Origin of the sequence: Roseibium algicola, assembly GCF_001999245.1 — a bacterium.
In the GTDB taxonomy this organism is placed as follows: domain Bacteria; phylum Pseudomonadota; class Alphaproteobacteria; order Rhizobiales; family Stappiaceae; genus Roseibium; species Roseibium algicola.
In genome coordinates, this window is sequence record NZ_CP019630.1 from 5,855,842 (window position 1) to 5,872,812 (window position 16,971).

14 protein-coding genes, 1 tRNA gene and 1 riboswitch are annotated in these 16,971 nt (G+C 57.4%); of the genes, 8 read left to right on the plus strand and 7 right to left on the minus strand.

Annotated elements, in window-relative coordinates; all coding sequences use genetic code 11:
- Positions 1 to 5: 5 nt before the first annotated feature.
- The 4 genes from cobO to cobU are packed head-to-tail and all read right to left on the minus strand — an operon-like array spanning position 6 to position 6,097.
- The gene (gene cobO, locus B0E33_RS27120) at positions 6 to 644 is read right to left on the minus strand and encodes a cob(I)yrinic acid a,c-diamide adenosyltransferase (RefSeq protein ID WP_022998764.1); all 639 of its coding nucleotides are present in this window, start codon (positions 642 to 644) and stop codon (positions 6 to 8) included.
- A complete protein-coding gene (gene cobN / locus B0E33_RS27125; RefSeq protein WP_077292933.1) occupies positions 641 to 4,399 on the minus strand; it encodes a cobaltochelatase subunit CobN in 3,759 nt (1,252 codons plus the stop codon). The genes cobO and cobN overlap by 4 nt, the downstream gene beginning before the upstream one ends.
- A 34-nt stretch (positions 4,400 to 4,433) precedes the next feature.
- Positions 4,434 to 5,549, minus strand: coding sequence for a cobalamin biosynthesis protein CobW (gene cobW / locus B0E33_RS27130; RefSeq protein ID WP_062488829.1), 1,116 nt, complete (start codon positions 5,547 to 5,549; stop codon positions 4,434 to 4,436).
- Positions 5,546 to 6,097, minus strand: coding sequence for a bifunctional adenosylcobinamide kinase/adenosylcobinamide-phosphate guanylyltransferase (gene cobU, locus B0E33_RS27135; protein WP_077292934.1), 552 nt, complete (start codon positions 6,095 to 6,097; stop codon positions 5,546 to 5,548). Before cobU ends, cobW begins: the two co-directional genes overlap by 4 nt.
- Positions 6,098 to 6,130: 33 nt before the next feature.
- Positions 6,131 to 6,348, minus strand: a riboswitch (cobalamin riboswitch).
- Between the two features lie 334 nt (positions 6,349 to 6,682).
- Here cobU and B0E33_RS27140 point away from each other — a divergent pair.
- Both B0E33_RS27140 and B0E33_RS27145 read left to right on the plus strand, forming a co-directional pair.
- Positions 6,683 to 6,758: transfer RNA gene (locus B0E33_RS27140), tRNA-Asn, on the plus strand.
- A 365-nt stretch (positions 6,759 to 7,123) separates the two neighbouring features.
- On the plus strand, positions 7,124 to 8,032 hold the full coding sequence (locus tag B0E33_RS27145) for a cupin-like domain-containing protein (protein ID WP_077292935.1): 909 nt from the start codon (positions 7,124 to 7,126) through the stop codon (positions 8,030 to 8,032).
- Between the two features lie 69 nt (positions 8,033 to 8,101).
- On the opposite strand, the gene nagA is transcribed toward B0E33_RS27145, so the two are convergent.
- Genes nagA through B0E33_RS27160 form a run of 3 tightly spaced genes read right to left on the minus strand, consistent with a single transcriptional unit; the run spans position 8,102 to position 11,060 of the window.
- Complete coding sequence (nagA, locus tag B0E33_RS27150) at positions 8,102 to 9,256, minus strand: N-acetylglucosamine-6-phosphate deacetylase (RefSeq protein WP_077292936.1); 1,155 nt, start codon at positions 9,254 to 9,256, stop codon at positions 8,102 to 8,104.
- Positions 9,253 to 10,293: an SIS domain-containing protein gene (locus tag B0E33_RS27155; protein ID WP_077292937.1), complete on the minus strand. Its 1,041-nt coding sequence runs from the start codon at positions 10,291 to 10,293 to the stop codon at positions 9,253 to 9,255. The genes nagA and B0E33_RS27155 overlap by 4 nt, the downstream gene beginning before the upstream one ends.
- A 5-nt stretch (positions 10,294 to 10,298) precedes the next feature.
- Positions 10,299 to 11,060: a GntR family transcriptional regulator gene (locus B0E33_RS27160; protein WP_075283015.1), complete on the minus strand. Its 762-nt coding sequence runs from the start codon at positions 11,058 to 11,060 to the stop codon at positions 10,299 to 10,301.
- Positions 11,061 to 11,265: 205 nt separating this feature from the next.
- Here B0E33_RS27160 and B0E33_RS27165 point away from each other — a divergent pair, with 205 nt between their 5' ends.
- The 6 genes from B0E33_RS27165 to B0E33_RS27190 all read left to right on the plus strand — a co-directional run bounded on the left by B0E33_RS27165 (position 11,266) and on the right by B0E33_RS27190 (position 16,959).
- The gene (locus B0E33_RS27165) at positions 11,266 to 12,147 is read left to right on the plus strand and encodes an N-acetylmuramic acid 6-phosphate etherase (protein ID WP_077292938.1); all 882 of its coding nucleotides are present in this window, start codon (positions 11,266 to 11,268) and stop codon (positions 12,145 to 12,147) included.
- 254 nt (positions 12,148 to 12,401) lie between these two features.
- On the plus strand, positions 12,402 to 13,313 hold the full coding sequence (locus tag B0E33_RS27170; RefSeq protein WP_077292939.1) for an ROK family protein: 912 nt from the start codon (positions 12,402 to 12,404) through the stop codon (positions 13,311 to 13,313).
- Positions 13,310 to 14,056: a copper homeostasis protein CutC gene (locus tag B0E33_RS27175; RefSeq protein WP_077292940.1), complete on the plus strand. Its 747-nt coding sequence runs from the start codon at positions 13,310 to 13,312 to the stop codon at positions 14,054 to 14,056. The genes B0E33_RS27170 and B0E33_RS27175 overlap by 4 nt, the downstream gene beginning before the upstream one ends.
- Positions 14,053 to 15,222, plus strand: coding sequence for a Gfo/Idh/MocA family protein (locus B0E33_RS27180; protein ID WP_077292941.1), 1,170 nt, complete (start codon positions 14,053 to 14,055; stop codon positions 15,220 to 15,222). The genes B0E33_RS27175 and B0E33_RS27180 overlap by 4 nt, the downstream gene beginning before the upstream one ends.
- A gap of 8 nt (positions 15,223 to 15,230) precedes the next feature.
- Entirely contained in the window at positions 15,231 to 16,127 is an 897-nt protein-coding gene (locus B0E33_RS27185; protein WP_077292942.1) for a carbohydrate ABC transporter permease, read from the plus strand.
- A complete protein-coding gene (locus B0E33_RS27190) occupies positions 16,117 to 16,959 on the plus strand; it encodes a carbohydrate ABC transporter permease (protein ID WP_022998786.1) in 843 nt (280 codons plus the stop codon). Before B0E33_RS27185 ends, B0E33_RS27190 begins: the two co-directional genes overlap by 11 nt.
- Positions 16,960 to 16,971 lie beyond the last annotated feature (12 nt).

Genomic DNA, 16,971 nt, shown 5'->3' on the forward strand with positions numbered 1-16,971 from the left:
CGGGTTTAAAACTCGATGCCTTCCTGTGGTTTCACACCAGACCGGAAGGGGTGTTTTATCTGGGTCATGTCGGTGACAAGATCTGCAATGTCGATCAGCTCGTCCTTGGCATTGCGCCCCGTGATGACGACATGCACATCGTCCGGTTTTTCGTTCTTAAGGAAATCGACCACTTCGGCGATGTCCAGATAATCGTAGCGCAGAACGATGTTGAGCTCGTCGCACAGGATCAGGCGATATTCACCGGATGTGATCATGTCCTTGGCGGCTTGCCAGGCTTCGTTCGCCGCATCGATATCCCGCTGCCGGTCCTGAGTTTCCCACGTGAACCCCTCACCCATCCGTTTGATCGTGACGAGGTCAGAGAACCGTTCCAGAGCCATGCGCTCACCGGTTTCGATCCGTCCCTTCACGAACTGCACCACGCCAACCTTGTGGCCGTGACCGAGAGAACGGAACACCATTCCGAAACCGGCTGTCGACTTGCCTTTGCCCTTGCCCGTGTGGACGATCAGCAAGCCCTTTTCGATGGTCTTGGTCGCCATGATCTTGTCACGTGCGGCCTTTTTCTTGCGCATCTTCTCGGCATGGCGGGCATTGAGTTCTTCTTCGGTCAGTTCCGGCTTGTCCTTGTCGGCGGTCACGATGCGTCCGTCCCTTCCAGTCTTGTTTTCAAATCATTCAGTGCAGCATGGGTCGAATTGCGCCGCGGCGTCCAGAGGCCGCGTTCAATTGCTTCATGAAAGCGGTCCAGCATTTCGTTGAGACCCGCCGGATTGGCATCCTTGAGGAAATCCAGAACTTCTTGGTTATCCACGTAGGCATCATACAGCTGGTCAAAATGGTGATCTCCCACGGCCCGGGTGGTCGCGGCAAATGCGAACAGATAGTCGAGCGTCGCAACCATCTCGAACGCGCCCTTGTAGCCATGCCGCATGACACCTGCGATCCACTTCGGATTTGCCGCACGAGCGCGCACCACGCGGCCGATCTCTTCCGAAAGGGTGCGGACCACCGGACGCTCAGGCCGCGAATGGTCGTTGTGGTAGACCGTCGGTGCTTCGCCTTTCAGTGCTTCGACAGTCGCTGCCAGTCCGCCCTCGAACTGATAATAGTCGTCACTGTCCAGAAGATCGTGTTCGCGGTTGTCCTGATTGTGCAGGACTGCGTCCACGGTTTTCAGCCTCGTTTCGAGATCGTGCCTGGCGAAGGAGCCTTCCGCACCGCCACCGTAGGCGTAACCACCCCATGTCAGAAAGGCATCGGCAAAATCCGAACGTTCCTCCCAAAGCTTCTCGTCAATCAGCGCCTGTAGACCAGCACCATAGGCACCCGGTTTTGAGCCAAAGACACGAAACCCGGCCCTGCGTTTGGCTTCGTTCTTGTCCAGGCCTTCAGCCTGAAGCCGTGCACTTTCCGATCGCATTCGTGCGGCAATCGGATTGGCTTCGTCCGGTTCTTCAAGCGCACCGACCGCACGGGCGGCGCTGTCAAAAAGATCCATTTGATGCGGGAAGGCATCACGGAAAAACCCGGAAACCCGCAAGGTAACGTCGACACGCGGTCGTCCAAGCTCTGAAAGCTTCAGAATTTCGAACCCGGTGACACGGCCCGAACCCTGCTCCCACACCGGACGAGCCCCTATAAGCGCCAGCGCCTGGGCAATGTCGTCACCTCCGGTTCGCATGTTGGCAGTGCCCCAACATGTCAGGACCAGCGATTTCGGCCATTCGCCTTCTTCCTGGAAGTATCGTTCTGCAACGAGAGATGCGGATTGCCAGCCGAGCCGCCACGCGGTTTCGGTCGGCACCGCACGTACATCGACGGAGTAGAAGTTCCGGCCAGTGGGCAGCACATCCGGACGCCCACGCGAAGGCGCGCCGGATGGCCCGGGGGCAACGAACCCACCTTCCAATGCCGTCAGCACCGCGCTTGTTTCTGCGTGTCCGGAGCCGGTTACAGCCGGTCGCAGAACCTGGTTTAGATCATCCAGAACAGCAAGGGTCGATTGCCACGCCTCAGGCACTCCGCGATTACCCGCAACGATTTCGCGGGCAAGAAGCTCGATACGTTCGACCGTATCGCCTTGCGATCTCCAGGGAGCCTCCAGAACATTTGCAAGGAGCTCAGGTCGACCCTGCTGCCAGGGGGCAGCGAAATCGCAATCCAGTGGATCAAATCCTTCAAAACCGAGGTCCGAAGCGATAGCCCTTTGCAGGCTCTGCTGTTCCGGCCTGTTGCCTCGCGGTACCCTTGCCAACGCAACCAGCAGATCCATCAGAAGATCGCCTTCGGGACTTTCGCCAAGAATATGCAGCCCGTCCCTGATCTGCAGTTCCTTCAGGTCGCACAAGTGAGCGTCGAGGCGCGCAAGGCGGGTTTCCTCGTCCATGGTCTCGGTAATACCGATATCCTTGTCCAGACCATGCCGCGCAGCAGTGTCCAGGATGTCCCGCGTCAATGCCTTCAGGCGGCGCGGGTCAACGCCGCTCGCCAGATAATACTCATCAAGCAGCGTCTCCAGCTCTTCGGCGACGCCATGGCTCTCCGCCCGGGCCAAAGGCGGTGTCAGGTGATCGACGATGACGGCCGAGGTCCGTCGCTTGGCCTGCGCCCCCTCGCCTGGATCATTGACGATGAACGGGTAGATGTTCGGAATTGGCCCCAGAACGGCTTCCGGGAAACAGCTTTCAGCCAGGGCCAGTGCCTTGCCGGGCAGCCATTCCAGATTGCCGTGTTTGCCGAGGTGAATGACGGCATCGACAGCGAATTGTTCCCGCAGCCAGATGTAGAAGGCGAAATAGTGGTGCGGCGGTACCAATGCCGGATCGTGGTAGGTTTCCTTCGGATCGATGTTGTAGCCACGCGCCGGCTGAATACCGACCACCTGATTGCCGAACCGGTGCAGGGCCAGGCGGAAATGGCCATCCGTTACATGAGGATCGTCCGACGGTGCTCCCCAACGATCAACAACTGCTGACCGAACAACGTCGGGCAACGTGTCGAAGGAGCGCTCGTAGTCCTGAAGCGACAAAGCCTGATATTCTTCCCTGGCTGACCGGCCCTCCAGGGCATTGGTTACGCCCGAAGTCAGGATTTCCATCAGATCGGCGGAGCTTGCTGGAACCTTGCCGGCGTCATAGCCCGCGGCGGCCATTACCTTGAGCAAATGAACACATGACGCAGGCGTGTCGAGCCCTACGCCGTTGGCAAGACGCCCGTCCCGGTTCGGATAGTTTGCCAGGATAAGGGCCGACTTCTTGGCTGCAGCCGGTTTCCGACCGAGTTTCCCCCAGGCAGCCGCAAGCGCCGCGGTAAACATGATCCGATCCGGAACAGGCGTAAAGGCAACCGGCGTCGACTGGGTGGCCTCATCGAAGACCCCTTCTTCCTTGAAGGAGACAGCACGGGTCAAGATCCGGCCGTCAATCTCCGGCAAGACGACATGCATGGCGAGGTCACGTATCGACAAGCCCTGATCACTGTCTTCCCAGCCCTCTTTGGAGGAAGACGAAAAGACGACCTGCAACACGGGTTTGCCGGGTCGATCGAGCGGTGTCGGCTGATGGGCTGCGCCGGCCTTCGAGACGGCGAAGGCAGTACCGTTCAACACGACATCAGGCGGTGCCTCATCGAACAGGCTTTCCAGAACGGCGACGGATTCCGCTTCCTTCAGGCTGGAAACATAGATCGGCAGTGCATTTACGCCGGCTTTGTCGAGAGCAGCGATCAACGCATCCAGTGGTGCGGTTTGGGCACCTTGCACCAGAGCGCGGTAGAAAGTGATCGCTGCAACAGGTCTTTCAGGATCCCGCCAGGAGGCCTTCAGTTGCGCTATATCGGGGGCGGCCTTGCCAGCAAGATAGATACCCGCGCGAGGAAGAGGCACCGGATGCGCGGGCTCTTCTCCCTTTCCGATCAGATGCGCTGCATATCTCAAGGCATTGGCGTAATTCTCCGCGCCGCCTTCCACACAGTATCGCCAAAAGCGATGCACTTCCGCTGGTGATCGGGTGGAGCGAGACGTCAGTTCTTCGTCCCACTTGTCGTCACCCGGAATAACGATCAGATCGATGCCATTCGCGCGGACTTCTTCTTCAAACCTTTCCAGGCCGTAGCGCCAGTACTCCACTCCACCCAGAATTCGCAGAACGATCAGCCGAGAGCCACGGACGGTCTGTTCGGCATAAAGGTCGACCGAATAGGGATGCGACAGGGCCATGAGATTGGCGAGCCGCAGGTCTGCACGGGCTGTTCCAAGCCGTGATTGCGCAGCGGCAAAGCTTCCCAGTTCGGTGTCTGCAGCTGACAGGAACAGAATGTCGGCAGGAGACTGGCCGAGGTCGACCGCGTCCCCACCGTCATCGATCCGGCGCGTCTGGCTGGCGAGAATGTGCATGCTTGGTCTTTATTTCCAGCTTCTATCCAGCGTGTCAGGCAGCAGCCGTCAATTCACCCAGCAGGCCACGAACCGCAGTCAGGTCGAGGCCTTTCAAACCGATCACGACCAGTCTGCCGCTGCTCTCGGCGCCGGCGGCGAACCAGGTTTCGACACGCGGTCCGACAGCTTGAACCATTGCAGGCGCTGCCTTGCCCTCGATTTTTACAGCCCCCTTGATACGCAGGACGCCTTTTTGCGCCATGGCTTCCAGAACCTTTGCCTCTGCATCTTTCAGGCTGGCGAAAGACGAGACTGCCAGCACGTGACTTTCAAAATCGTCGTGATGGTGATGATCGTGATGATGGTCGTCATGGTGATGATCATGATCATCATCATCGTGATCGTGGTCGTGGTCATCATGATGGTGGTGATGCTCGTGCCGATCAGCCATGTCGTCCTCGGCAGCAGAGCCCCTGCCGAGCAGAACTTCAATCGGAAGCGTGCCTTTTTCGGATGTCACCACATGAACCGCCGGACGAACATCGGCGGCGATTTTCTCATGCACCTGCTTCAAGGCGTCTTCAGAGACGAGATCAGCCTTGTTCAGAACGACGAGGTCTGCGCAACGCAATTGGTCGTGGAAGAGTTCTTCAACAGGACTGTCATGATCAAGAGCCTCGTCGGCGGCACGCTGCGCGGCAAGTGCATCTTCATCAAGTGCGATCCGGCCTTCGGCGAGTGCTGCAGCATCCAGCACCGTGACAACACCATCTACCGTTACCTTCGGCTTGACGCTCGGCCAGGAGAAGGCCCGAACGAGCGGCTGCGGCAGAGCCAGGCCGGAGGTTTCGATAACGATATGCTCCGGCGGATTGTCCCGCGCGAGCAGCATTTCCATGGTTGGCAGGAAATCGTCGGCAACGGTGCAACATATGCAGCCATTGGTAAGCTCAACCACTTCTTCCGCGGCGCAATCGGGATCAGCGCATCCATTCACCAGGGAACCGTCGAAGCCCATGTCCCCAAACTCGTTGACGATAAGGGCAATGCGTTTGCCATTGGCATTGGTAAGCAAATTGCGGATCAACGTGGTCTTGCCTGCTCCGAGAAACCCAGTGACGATCGTTGCCGGAATTTTTGCGCCCGGCTGCAGGGATGAAGTGGTCATAATTTGATATCCGGTTGTGATGTGGGTTTCAAAAGTATCGGCAGGCCCGCAGCAACGAAGACGACCTGTTGGCACCTATGCGCCATATCCTGGTTCAGTCGTCCCTGCACATCGCGGAACGACCTCGACAGACGGTTCTCCGGCACGATACCCATACCTACTTCGTTGGAAACGAAGACGCACGGCCCTTGAAGATCCTTCAGAACCGCGCAAAGCCGCGCCGTTTCGGCGGGGATGTCCTTGCTTGCAAACAGCAGGTTCGACAGCCACAGGGTCAGGCAGTCAACAAGAACCACCCGGTCTTGCCTGCATTCGTTTTCAAGCACCGCTGCAAGTTCGAGCTGTTCTTCCACGGTGAGCCAGGACGGGCCGCGTTGATCTTTATGAGCGGCGATCCGGCTGGCCATTTCATCGTCGTGGGCAGCACCAGTCGCGATATAGATTTTTTGCAGACCGGTTTCATGGACAAGCTTTTCCGCGAACCGGCTTTTTCCGGAGCGGGCACCGCCGAGGACCAGCGTTGTCCTCTCGCCGTTTGAATGCGTCATTCCTTCTCCCAGCCGTCCGCCCGACAGCGCCATAGGGTTGACAATGTGACGGCCGGTCTCCTGGCTTGCGGCTCAGCGCGGTCTGTACCCCTTCCCGGCCCCATCAGGACGCCAGTGGTTTTCGTACAGCCACTCACCGCTCACAGTTGCGGGGGCAGCTCCGGATCTGGACTTGAAAAAGACCGCACCGGATTCCCGTTTCATCCGGATCAGGCAAGGCCTTTTCCGGAACCGTCAGTTTCTTCCTAAACGTATCTTGAGGCCGACACAAGCAGCAGAAAGTCGCTGACGGCTAACCTTGAAAATCGGCCAGGCAATCAAGACGGACGCCTTCTTGCGCCAAAGTCAGAAAAAGGCACAGCCGATTTAGCCTGCGCGGGGTGTTCCAATCGTCGCGAAACGTAGGGTTTTCCAAGCTCGACAGAACGCCTAGCCATCTGAAATATATCGAGTTTTCCACACCGAGATCAAAAAAATGACGGCTTGATGAAAAAAACGCCCTCGGGGGCTTGGCAAACGGATCAAGCCTTTGATATACGCATCTCCATCGACGGGGCGGCAACGCGCTGGCCCCGAGCGTGGTGATCCCCAGTAGCTCAGTTGGTAGAGCAAGCGACTGTTAATCGCTGGGTCGCTGGTTCGAGTCCGGCCTGGGGAGCCATCACCACCTCTTATTAATCCTCCCGAATGCTGCATTTCTGAAGACCGGAACGCTGTTCAGTGTTCGGGTTGATCTTATTCTCGGGTGATCTTGCAGCAATCTGCACCGCCTCAATAATCGACAGCCATTTGATGCGAGCGCGTCTTTCGCAGCAGTAACGTTCCGTACCATCTTCCTAAAGAACATTTCCTGGCTACGTATAAAACGAAGATCGCTCCTCCATTGGCTCTGCGTTGTTGAATAGCGCTTCTTGATAAAGCTCCAGGTTGCTCCTATCGTGATTTCTCCTAGGGGAGCATCATGAAGAAACGCAGCTAAATCCAGCGCCCCTGAACCCGCAAATCTTCAAATGCGTGGTACCTTTTATGAGCGGCGACAACACGCACACCATTGCCACCGTAACCGCAGCGCCAGGTTATGCCGAATTTCTTGAAGCCTACTGCGACAAGGAACAGCCCCTGCTGATCAAGGGATTGGCGAAAAACTGGCCCGCGCGGGAAAGGTGGCAATCCGGCCGATTACGAGCAGAGCTTCATACGCTGCCAAAGGTCCGCGACAGAGGTGTCTTTTTCGTCAGCCGCTCACCGGTACTGGAACAAGATATCGAGATGCCGGAATTCCTGAAGGAGATCCTCGCATCCGACCGGATAATGCAAGATTCCGTTGCCTGGAGATTCTGGATCAACAGCAGGAACAACCGGACTGAGTTTCACTACGATACCAACGCCGAGAATGTCATCACCGTTCAGGTGAAGGGTCGTAAGGAATGGGTACTGGTTTCCCCCGAAACACCGTTACCGTGCTACCCGTTCACCAACTTCTCTCTGCTGAAAGACGAACAGCGACTGCTGCGAAACAAGCGATTCTACAAATTCGATCTGGAGGAAGGTGATCTTCTCTATCTGCCTCCCCATTGGTACCACCGGGTGGTTGCCAAGGAAGACGAGAACATCAACATCAATTGGACTTTCACGAAACGCGAAACCTCGGTCATCTCGAAGGAATTCAAGCGTGACATGGAGCGGTGCGGCCTGCTGCATTCATTCAAGAACAGTGATTCCGCGCTGGTTCGGCGCTGTTACGAAACCGCTATCCGCGCCCTTCCAAATGTTGGCGGTATTGGCTGGGGTCTCAAATCGTTCATTTCATCGCCCTACAAGCCAAGCCGCGGAACATTGGTCAGCCGCTTCTTCAAGGAATTGCTGCAAATACCGAATACGCTGCTGACACTTCCAAACGTTCGCTCAACGCTGAAAAAGGTCGACAAGACCTAACCGGCGAACGCGCAGCCACCAATCCCACAAGTTCGGCGCGGTATGTAGACCACCAGCGTATATGCCGGGCTACATATTCGAGAATTGTTCTCCCGCAATCCATACGCCCTCGACCTCATAGGCTTTGCCAAGCTGTACGAAGTCAGCCGGATAGCCTTCTTCGAAACGACCGAGTGGGCGCCCGAGAACGTCCGCAGGATCACTGGTTGCCATTGCAAGAGCAGATTCAACCGGAAGCTCGAGTGTACCGGTGAGAAACTTCAAGGACGCCGGCAAATCTATATCGGCGCCGGCAAGCGTGCCGTCTTCGAGGGTCAATGTGCCATCGCGGCGAAAGATTTCCCGACCTCCGAGAAAGAAGGACGTAACATCGGTGCCCGTCTGAGACATGGCGTCGGTAACGATAAAGATCCTGCCCGGACCGGTCTTTGACTTGAGCGCGACCCGCATCGCGACCGGGTCGACATGGACACCATCAGCAATGATGCCCACGTTGAGCGCGCCCAGATCGAGCGCGGCGCCCACAAGGCCGGGTTCGCGGTGTTGCAACGGGCTCATGGCGTTAAAAAGATGGGTGACCATCGAAGCACCCGCTTCAACCGCTGTCTTGCACTGCCGGTATGTGGCTCCGCTGTGGCCAAGACTGACGTGAATTCCCGCGTCAGCCAATTCCCGCATCTGTTCTGGCGGCACCGTTTCCGGCGCCACAGTCATGATGAGGCTTGGCAATTCCCGCGCCGCGCGCAGGTAAAGCGCCATATCTTCGCGGTTCAAAGGCCGGATCAGATTCGGGTCATGCGCGCCCTTGCGCCCCGCAAACAGATGCGGCCCTTCGAGATGCAGACCATGAAACCCCTTCACGCCCCGCGACCATGCGGCAATTCCCAGATCAACGACTTTGCGCGTCACCTCAGGCGTGTCCGTGATCAAAGTCGGTGTCAGGGCTGTTGTCCCGAGGCTGACATGGGCGGCACAAATACGTTCGATATCGTCGACTGTTTCCGCATCTCCCAGCATCAAGCCACCGCCGCCATTGACCTGCAGATCGATCAATCCCGGTGCGAGAATGCCGTCACCAAGATCGACAGTCTCTACGCCAACGGGCACCTGATCGGCCGAAAGAAGGCCAGCCACCTTGCCATCTTCGACAAGCAGGGCAGCATTCGCATGGATTTTCTCACCATCGAAAACCCGGCTGCAGAGGTAGGCGGTTGTGGAGGTCATACGGTCTGGGTGACTTTCTTCAGGTGCTTGGGAACGTCCGGATTGAAACCGCGCTGCCGTGCAAACCATTCGATGAAGGCGTAGAAAGAAACAATCTGCACCAAGGCGTCGGTCAATGGATGCCCGGTTGCCTGGAACGCCAGCTTTTCCGCCCGCTCCACGTTGTCGGTCGTTGCAAAAACACTTCCGCCCTGGTCCACCATGCGATCCGCAGCCTGGGCAAGCCCCTCTTCGGCTGCATCGCGCACACCAAGTGCCAGGATCGGGTAACCGTTTTCGACGATCGAGACAGGACCGTGCATTACCTCGGCGGAGGAATAAGCCTCCGCATGGATCTGGCAGGTTTCCTTGAATTTCAGCGCAGCTTCATTTGCGATTGCCAGACCAGGTCCACGTCCAATGACATAAAGCGAACCCCGCTGCTCGATCGGCTTGGCAAGCGCGCGCCAGTCCTTGTCGATTGCTTTTTCAAAGTGCTCCGGCAAGGCAGCCAACGCGTCGAGCAATTCCTTGTCAGCTCCGATTTCCGCCAAAAGCAGCAGGCCCGCCAAGACGGAATTGACGAAGGTCTTGGTCGCTGCGACGCTACGCTCAGGACCTGCGCAGATATCGATGGCGGCGCTGGAAAGCTTTGCCAGTTCACTTCCCGACGTGTTGGTAAACCCTACCGTGAAAGCCCCCTGCTCAGTTGCACTTTCCACAACCGAGAGACTGTCCGGGCTGGCACCGGACTGGGAAATTGCAATCACAAGAGCCTGGCCCAGCTTGACCTTGCCACCATAAACCGAGGAAACGGATGGGCCGAGAGAGGCCATGGCAAGACCAAGGTAGATCTCCGAGGCATACTTGAGAAACGTTGCGGCGTGGTCTGAAGAACCCCGAGCGACGCTTGCCAGGAACACCGGCGCGCCTGCCTTCTTTGCAATGTCGCGGATCAACGGGTGTCCATCGGCCAACAGACGGCGCGCAGCGTCCGGGATTTCTTCGATTTCCCGGCGCATGTGCGTCGGCGTGGCCATGGTACTTGCTTCAATCATCAGGATTAGTCTTCCGAAATCTGAAGTTCGGCGATGAAGTCATATGCATCGCCGCGGTAAACGGAACGGGTGAATTCGACGACATTTCCGGACGCGAGATAGGACACACGTTCTATTTTCAGCCCGGCAGACCCGGCCGGCACACCGAGAATGTCGGCATCGATAGGCTCAAGATTGCGGGCTGAAATGCGCTGGATAGCGCGGACAGGCTGCAAGCCGGCCGCGCGCAGGATGGCATAAAGAGACGTGGTGACCCGCTCCGGGTGAGGCAGGACGCTCTCGGAAAGGGAGGCACGCTCGATTGCCATCGGGGTGCCGTCTGCCTTGCGAAGCCTGTCGACGCGGGCAACGCGCTGGCCGGACGTGAGACCGAGCGTGAACATTTCTTCAGGCGAAGCTGGAAACAGTCCGCGGCGCAGCCACTCGCTGCTGGCGGAAAGACCACGGCGTGCCATATCCTCGGAAAAGGACGTCAGGCTGGAAAGGCGCTGTTCAACCTTGTGCACCTTGGGCGCAACGAAGGATCCGCTGCCGCGCTTCTGGACAACGACCTGATCCTCGACAAGACCTGCAACTGCCTTGCGCACCGTCACACGGGACAGATCCGTAATGGAGGCAATCTCGCGTTCAGACGGAAGCGGCTCATTCTCCTTCAGCACGCCGTCGTCAATAGCCTGCTGAATGCGCCGCCGCAGCTGCAGGTATCGGGGACCGCTGGAATTCGCCAACCAGTCACCATTTTCCAGCAAGGAAATGAAGTCAGTCATGAAAAGGGGCGCCTTAGGAGATGAAAATAATACCTTTCAGATACCAATTTAAACTCTATCGAAACCGAAAATCAAGTGTTAAAACAATTTCCGAACCTGCATCACCACCGCTGGAGCACCCAACGGAAACGTTCCCGGAGCGTGATTGCCTTGAGAGACTTAATTCCGCGATACGAAACTTGGTGTGCCTCCGAGTTCCTGAACCATGAATTTGCCGACGACCGAAGACCGCGATCCGATTTCCATTGGCCTGTCCAAAAAGTCTGATGAAGACGTCCTGTCGCTGCTGCTGCAACGGCAGAAAGATGCGCTGAATGCCACCGAAACGGCCATTCCGGAGATCGCAAAAGCCGCCGAAGCACTTCAGACAGTCACTGTTTCAGGTGGAAAAATCGGTTATGCCGGTGCCGGCAGTGCCGGACTGACAGCCCTGGCGGATTGCCTGGAATTGCCGGGAACGTTCGGCTTTCCCGTTGAGCGCATGCGCATGCTCTATGCCGGGGGGGCTGCAAACCTGCTTCACCTTGCCGGCACATATGAGGACGACGAGGAAGCCGGCTTCGCTGACTTTCAAAAATCAGGCCTTGGAGAAGGAGATATCCTGATTGCAGTTTCTGCAAGTGGATCAACTCCTTATACTCTTGGCACGTTCAGAGGTGCACAGTCGGCAGGCACAAAAACCGTTGCATTGGCAAACAATCCTGACACTCCCCTCCTCCGTCAGGCGGATTTTCCTATCTTCCTGAAAACGCCTCCTGAAATCATCGCAGGCTCTACACGTCTCGGAGCGGCAAGCGCCCAAAAAGCCGCACTCAACATGATCTCTACATTGGTGGCACTGAGGCTTGGACACGCAGTTCGTGGTCACATGGTCAACCTAGTTGCGGACAATGAAAAACTGCGCCAGCGCGCTTATCGCATCCTTCAGGATCTGACGGGCTGTACGGCAGAAACTGCAGCGGAAAAGCTCGAGCAGGCCCAAGGCAGAGTGAAGGTTGCGGTTCTCATGATTCGAGAAGGCCTCGACGCGGAAAGCGCCGAAATGTCGCTCAACGAACACAGCGGAAACTTGCGTCCTTTCCTTTGACACGTGCCCGCGCTTCCAATAGCCACCGGGCACACTTTCGAACATAATCCCGTCCGCAAATAGCAAGCTGAGCCTTCTCACGGCACTATTGAGCTTGAGCGATGTAGCCGTTGTTTTTGACAGGTGTCAGCGGCCCAATTCCTTTAAAAAATGATGCCAATTTCTTTTTTTGGTTTACTACCAATGCGATTGGTTGCATATTGGTATTATAACTGGACGTTAACAAATATAACCCAGAGGCGTTTGAACAGGCGATGACCACCTGTTTTGATATTGGCGGCTCCTTCATCCGACATGGAGAGCTCCAAGCGGATGGAACCGTTGCGGAAAAAGGCCGGGTAGCGACACCCGGAACTGACTGGCAGGCGTTTGTAGACGCGATTGCCGACTGCTCCGGGTCGGATGGATCTCCTATCTCGATTTCGCTTGCAGGCGCCTTTGATACCCGCAGCGGCATCGCGGATGTGGCCAACATCCCTTGCCTGCATAAACGACCCGTGCGATCGGATCTGGAAACCGCCCTCAAACGTCCCGTCGCCATTACAAATGACGCCAATGCTTTTGCGCTTGCCGAAGCCGTCGACGGCACCGGACGGGGCAAGCCGGTCGTTTTCGGTATTATTCTCGGGTCTGGTGTCGGCGGCGGGCTCGTCGTCAATGGCACGCTTGTTACTGGTTATGGCGGCATCGCGGGTGAATGGGGTCACGGCCCCATCATGGACCCGACAGCTGGCGGGCAGTTGAAAGGTATTGAGCACTATCCCTGCGGCTGCGGCCAGACAGGATGCATCGACGCGATCTGCTCGGCCCGTGGCATGGAGAAGATCCACCGGTCACTGCATGGGCTGGATCTGGCAAGCAAGGATATTACTGCTGCCTGGCACGCCGGTGATGCAGCAGCCACACAAACGCTCGACGCCTTCACCACTCTGCTTTCGCGAGCGCTTTCCGCTTTCGTCAACACACTTGGTCCGGATGTCATACCGGTGAGTGGTGGCCTTTCGAACGATCTTGTTCTTCTCGACGTGATCGATCGAAAGACACGTGACCTTGTTCTTGCCGACTATAGCGAGCCACTCGTCATCAAGGGCGAATTTGCCGCCAATGGCGGCCTGCATGGTGCCGGCATCGTGGCCCGTACGCTCATCAAGGAGGCGGCCCGGTGACCAGGATCCCCCTCGAGGTATGTGTAGACACCCTCGAAGGCGCCTGGACGGCAGCCGAAAACGGCGCTGACCGAATTGAATTATGCGCAGCTCTGTCCGAAGGCGGCCTGACCCCTTCCCAGGGGTTCATGGTGGCCGCGGCCAGACTACCGGTTCCCGTCTACGCGATGATCCGCCCCCGATCCGGTAATTTTGAGTACTCGGACCTGGAAAAGGCCTTGATGCTGCGCGACATCCACGCGGCTGAAAAAGCAGGTCTTGCGGGAATCGTGATCGGGGCAGTCGACAGCCAGCACAATCTCGATCGAGACTTTCTGGCGGCATCCATTAAAGGCACCAGACTGCCGGCAACTTTGCACCGGGCCATCGACACCGCACGCGACTACGAAAAAGCGATTGAAGACGCGATCACGCTCGGTTTCGAACGCGTGCTGACCTCTGGACAGGCCAGCAAAGCAGAACATGGCCTTTCACTGCTTCAGCAGGCGGTCAATGTCGCTGCAGGGCGGATTTCCATTATGGCAGGATCGGGTGTCACCGCCGCCAATGCTTCCCAAATTCTCAAACGATCCGGCGTGCAGGAACTGCATGCGTCCTGTTCTTCCGTGAAGCCCTTGCTGGATCCGCAGGACCTGGAAACGCGCCTCGGCTTCGTTTCCGAGGCAGGCATCAAGGACACCGATGGAAACGTCGTCCAGGCACTTCGCCGTGCCATGGACCAATTTACGGAGGCCGCAGCATGAAGACCGGCTATGTCGGACTGGGCGCGAGAATTGCCAATGTCAGCAACTGCCTGCAGGAGGTTTCAGGAGATCTTGATCCCTGCGCTTACGTCGACCCGACACCCGCCGGCCTCAAGCATGTCGAAGGCAAGTGCGGCCACAGTCTAACCGCCTACACTGATCTCGACAGGATGATCCGGCAGGAGAAACTAGACCTCCTGATGATCGGGTCTCCCAATTTCATGCACCTCGATCATCTGCGAACCGCGCTCAAATCCGATGTTCGCTACATCTTCTGTGAAAAGCCGGTTGTCGTCAGCGAAGAGGAAACCTTCGAACTCCTGTCCCTGATGAAGGAACATGGCGGATCGAAACGTGTCCTTGTCGGACTGGTGCTGCGATATTCGCCGCTCTACACCGAACTTCAGAAAAGTCTCAAGTCCGGCCAGATCGGCAAAGTGGTCTCGATAGAGGCGTCCGAGCACATCGGTCCGTACCACGGGTCATTCTTCATGCGCGACTGGCGCCGCTATGACCGGAATTCCGGCGGCTTCATGCTGGAGAAGTGCTGCCACGATCTGGATCTCTACCAGGGTATCACAGGTTGTCGGCCACGTTTCGTTTCCAGCTTCGGCGGACGGAAGAGCTTTGTTCCGGAGAACCGGCCGGATCAGGACCATACCTTTCCGACACCGAAAATCGAAGGCAGGGTCGATCCGTTCACACCACGCTGGGGTGGGGGTAACGCCGACTTCGACAGTGATGGCGACATCATCGACTACCAGACAGCGCTGATCGAATACGAGGACGGCGCGAACCTCTGCTTTCACACCAACATGTATGTACCAGACGAATTCCGGCGCTTTGCCGTCATGGGGACCAAGGGCATGGCGGAAGGAGACTTCATTCGGAATTACTACCGGGTGCATGACGCCCTGACATCCGCCTGCCTGATGGACAAGCCGCAGGTCGTTGATGCCAGCCGGCACGGCCACTATGGCGCCGATGAAGCCATGGCGCGTGACCTCGACCATTACTTCCGCAACGGCGGACATCTGCCGGTCAGCGTTCTGGATGCACTTGAGGCCGGTCTGACGGCGATCAAGCTGGACGAAGCGCGCCGGACGCGCAGCGTCATCGACCTTGCCGAAACCTGGCAGCAATTCGACAGCTACGGCGTGGCATAGGGGGCATCATGGCGCACTCGCCAAAGAAGACCGACTATTTTCCTTATCTGCTTCTGGTGCCGGCGTCCCTCGTCATGCTGGCTATCGTCGCCTATCCGCTTTTTGAAACATTCCGGCTTTCCTTCACCAACACGAGCATGAGCCCGAACTACGAATACGTAGGGCTGGAAAACTACGAGAAGCTCATGTCGCGCCGCTTTCCGGAAGTGATTGCGCGCACCTTCTACTGGATGGCTCTCTCTGTAGCGCTGAAAATGCTGATCGGAACCCTGGGAGCCGTGCTTCTCAACGCGATGGTGCCGGGTCGCACCCTGTTTCGCGTGCTGGTCATGCCGCCGTGGGTGATCCCGATTGCCATTGGCGTCTTCATCTGGGGATGGATGTACAACGGTCAGTTCGGAATGATTTCCGGAATGGCCCAACGGCTCGGCATTCTGAGCGGGCCGTTCGAATTCCTCGCCTACAAGAACTCCGCCTTCATGTCGACCATCGTGACGGACGTGTGGATCGGTGTTCCAATGGTGACGCTTTATCTGCTGGCTGCCATGCAGTCCATTTCGAAGGACCTTTATGAAGCGGCCTGGGTGGACGGGGCCTCTCGGCTCTACAGGTTCCGCCGCATTACCTTGCCACTGATCATTCCCTCGATCGCGACGATGGCGCTTCTGTCGGCCATCGCGACCTTCAACTCCTTCGACATCATCTGGATCCTGACAGAAGGCGGTCCGCGCGGCGCAACCACCACGATGATCATCGACACCTACAAGACCGCGATCAGCCGCTTCAAATACGGCGAAGGCGCCGCCAGAACGGTGATGATCGTGGTGTTCTTGGGCTCGTTCATGCTGGTCTATTTCATGCTGCTGTCGCGCCTTGCCAAAAGGAGCCCGCACAATGCTGCATAAGTATCGCTGGTACGAATATGTGCTGATCTATCTCGGTCTCGCGGTGTTCCTGACCTTCGTCCTGGCTCCCTTCGTCGAAGCCTTCGTGGTGTCGCTGAGGCCGCTCAGCAGCCTGTTCTCGATCCCCTACAAGTTCATCACCGACAAGATGAGCTTCGATGCCTACATCACCATGTGGCAGAACGTGCCGCTGTTGTGGGTCTACATGCTCAACTCGTTCTTCATCGCCACGGTGGTGACGGTCCTCGGCCTGTTCTGCATCATCCCGGCTGCCTATGCCTTCGCCCGGTTCGAGTTTCCAGCGCGAAACTCGCTGCTCGGCATCTTCATAGCGGTGAACATGTTCTCCGGTGCGGTGCTGATCATTCCGCTGTTCAAGCTGATGCAGCAATACGGGCTGCTGAACACCTACTTCGCGATGATTGCGCCAGGAACGGCCTTCGTCATTCCGACAGGTATCTGGCTTCTGCGCTCCTATCTGATCCGGATCCCCAAGGAGCTTGAGGAAGCAGCCTGGGTGGATGGCGCCGGCAAGATCTACACGCTCTGGCGCGTGATCATTCCCGTGGCGTTGCCGGGCATCGTGGTAGTCACGATCACCGCTTTCATCACCGCTTATGCGCAGCAATTCATCTATGCGCTGACCTTCAACTCCGTGAACGAACTGAACCCGCTTCCTGTGGGGCTGTTCCAGTTCTTCGGACGCCAGACCGTGGTCTGGAACGAACTCATGGCCGCCAGCCTCGTGGGCATCCTCCCTGTGCTGTTCGTCTATGTGTTCCTGCAACGTTTCATCGTCGCCGGTCTCACGGCAGGCGCCGTCAAAGAATAACAAAAAGAAGAA

Excerpts from the sequence above, each read along its gene's own strand:
- B0E33_RS27170 (WP_077292939.1), top strand. The coding sequence starts at position 12,402 with ATGACCACCTGTTTTGATATTGGCGGCTCCTTCATCCGACATGGAGAG.
- B0E33_RS27185 (WP_077292942.1), top strand. The coding sequence starts at position 15,231 with ATGGCGCACTCGCCAAAGAAGACCGACTATTTTCCTTATCTGCTTCTG.
- B0E33_RS27190 (WP_022998786.1), top strand. The coding sequence starts at position 16,117 with ATGCTGCATAAGTATCGCTGGTACGAATATGTGCTGATCTATCTCGGT.
- cobU (WP_077292934.1), bottom strand. The coding sequence starts at position 6,097 with ATGACGCATTCAAACGGCGAGAGGACAACGCTGGTCCTCGGCGGTGCC.
- nagA (WP_077292936.1), bottom strand. The coding sequence starts at position 9,256 with ATGACCTCCACAACCGCCTACCTCTGCAGCCGGGTTTTCGATGGTGAG.
- B0E33_RS27160 (WP_075283015.1), bottom strand. The coding sequence starts at position 11,060 with ATGACTGACTTCATTTCCTTGCTGGAAAATGGTGACTGGTTGGCGAAT.
- B0E33_RS27165 (WP_077292938.1), top strand. The coding sequence starts at position 11,266 with ATGAATTTGCCGACGACCGAAGACCGCGATCCGATTTCCATTGGCCTG.
- cobN (WP_077292933.1), bottom strand. The coding sequence starts at position 4,399 with ATGCACATTCTCGCCAGCCAGACGCGCCGGATCGATGACGGTGGGGAC.
- B0E33_RS27145 (WP_077292935.1), top strand. The coding sequence starts at position 7,124 with ATGAGCGGCGACAACACGCACACCATTGCCACCGTAACCGCAGCGCCA.
- B0E33_RS27155 (WP_077292937.1), bottom strand. The coding sequence starts at position 10,293 with ATGATTGAAGCAAGTACCATGGCCACGCCGACGCACATGCGCCGGGAA.
- B0E33_RS27180 (WP_077292941.1), top strand. The coding sequence starts at position 14,053 with ATGAAGACCGGCTATGTCGGACTGGGCGCGAGAATTGCCAATGTCAGC.
- cobW (WP_062488829.1), bottom strand. The coding sequence starts at position 5,549 with ATGACCACTTCATCCCTGCAGCCGGGCGCAAAAATTCCGGCAACGATC.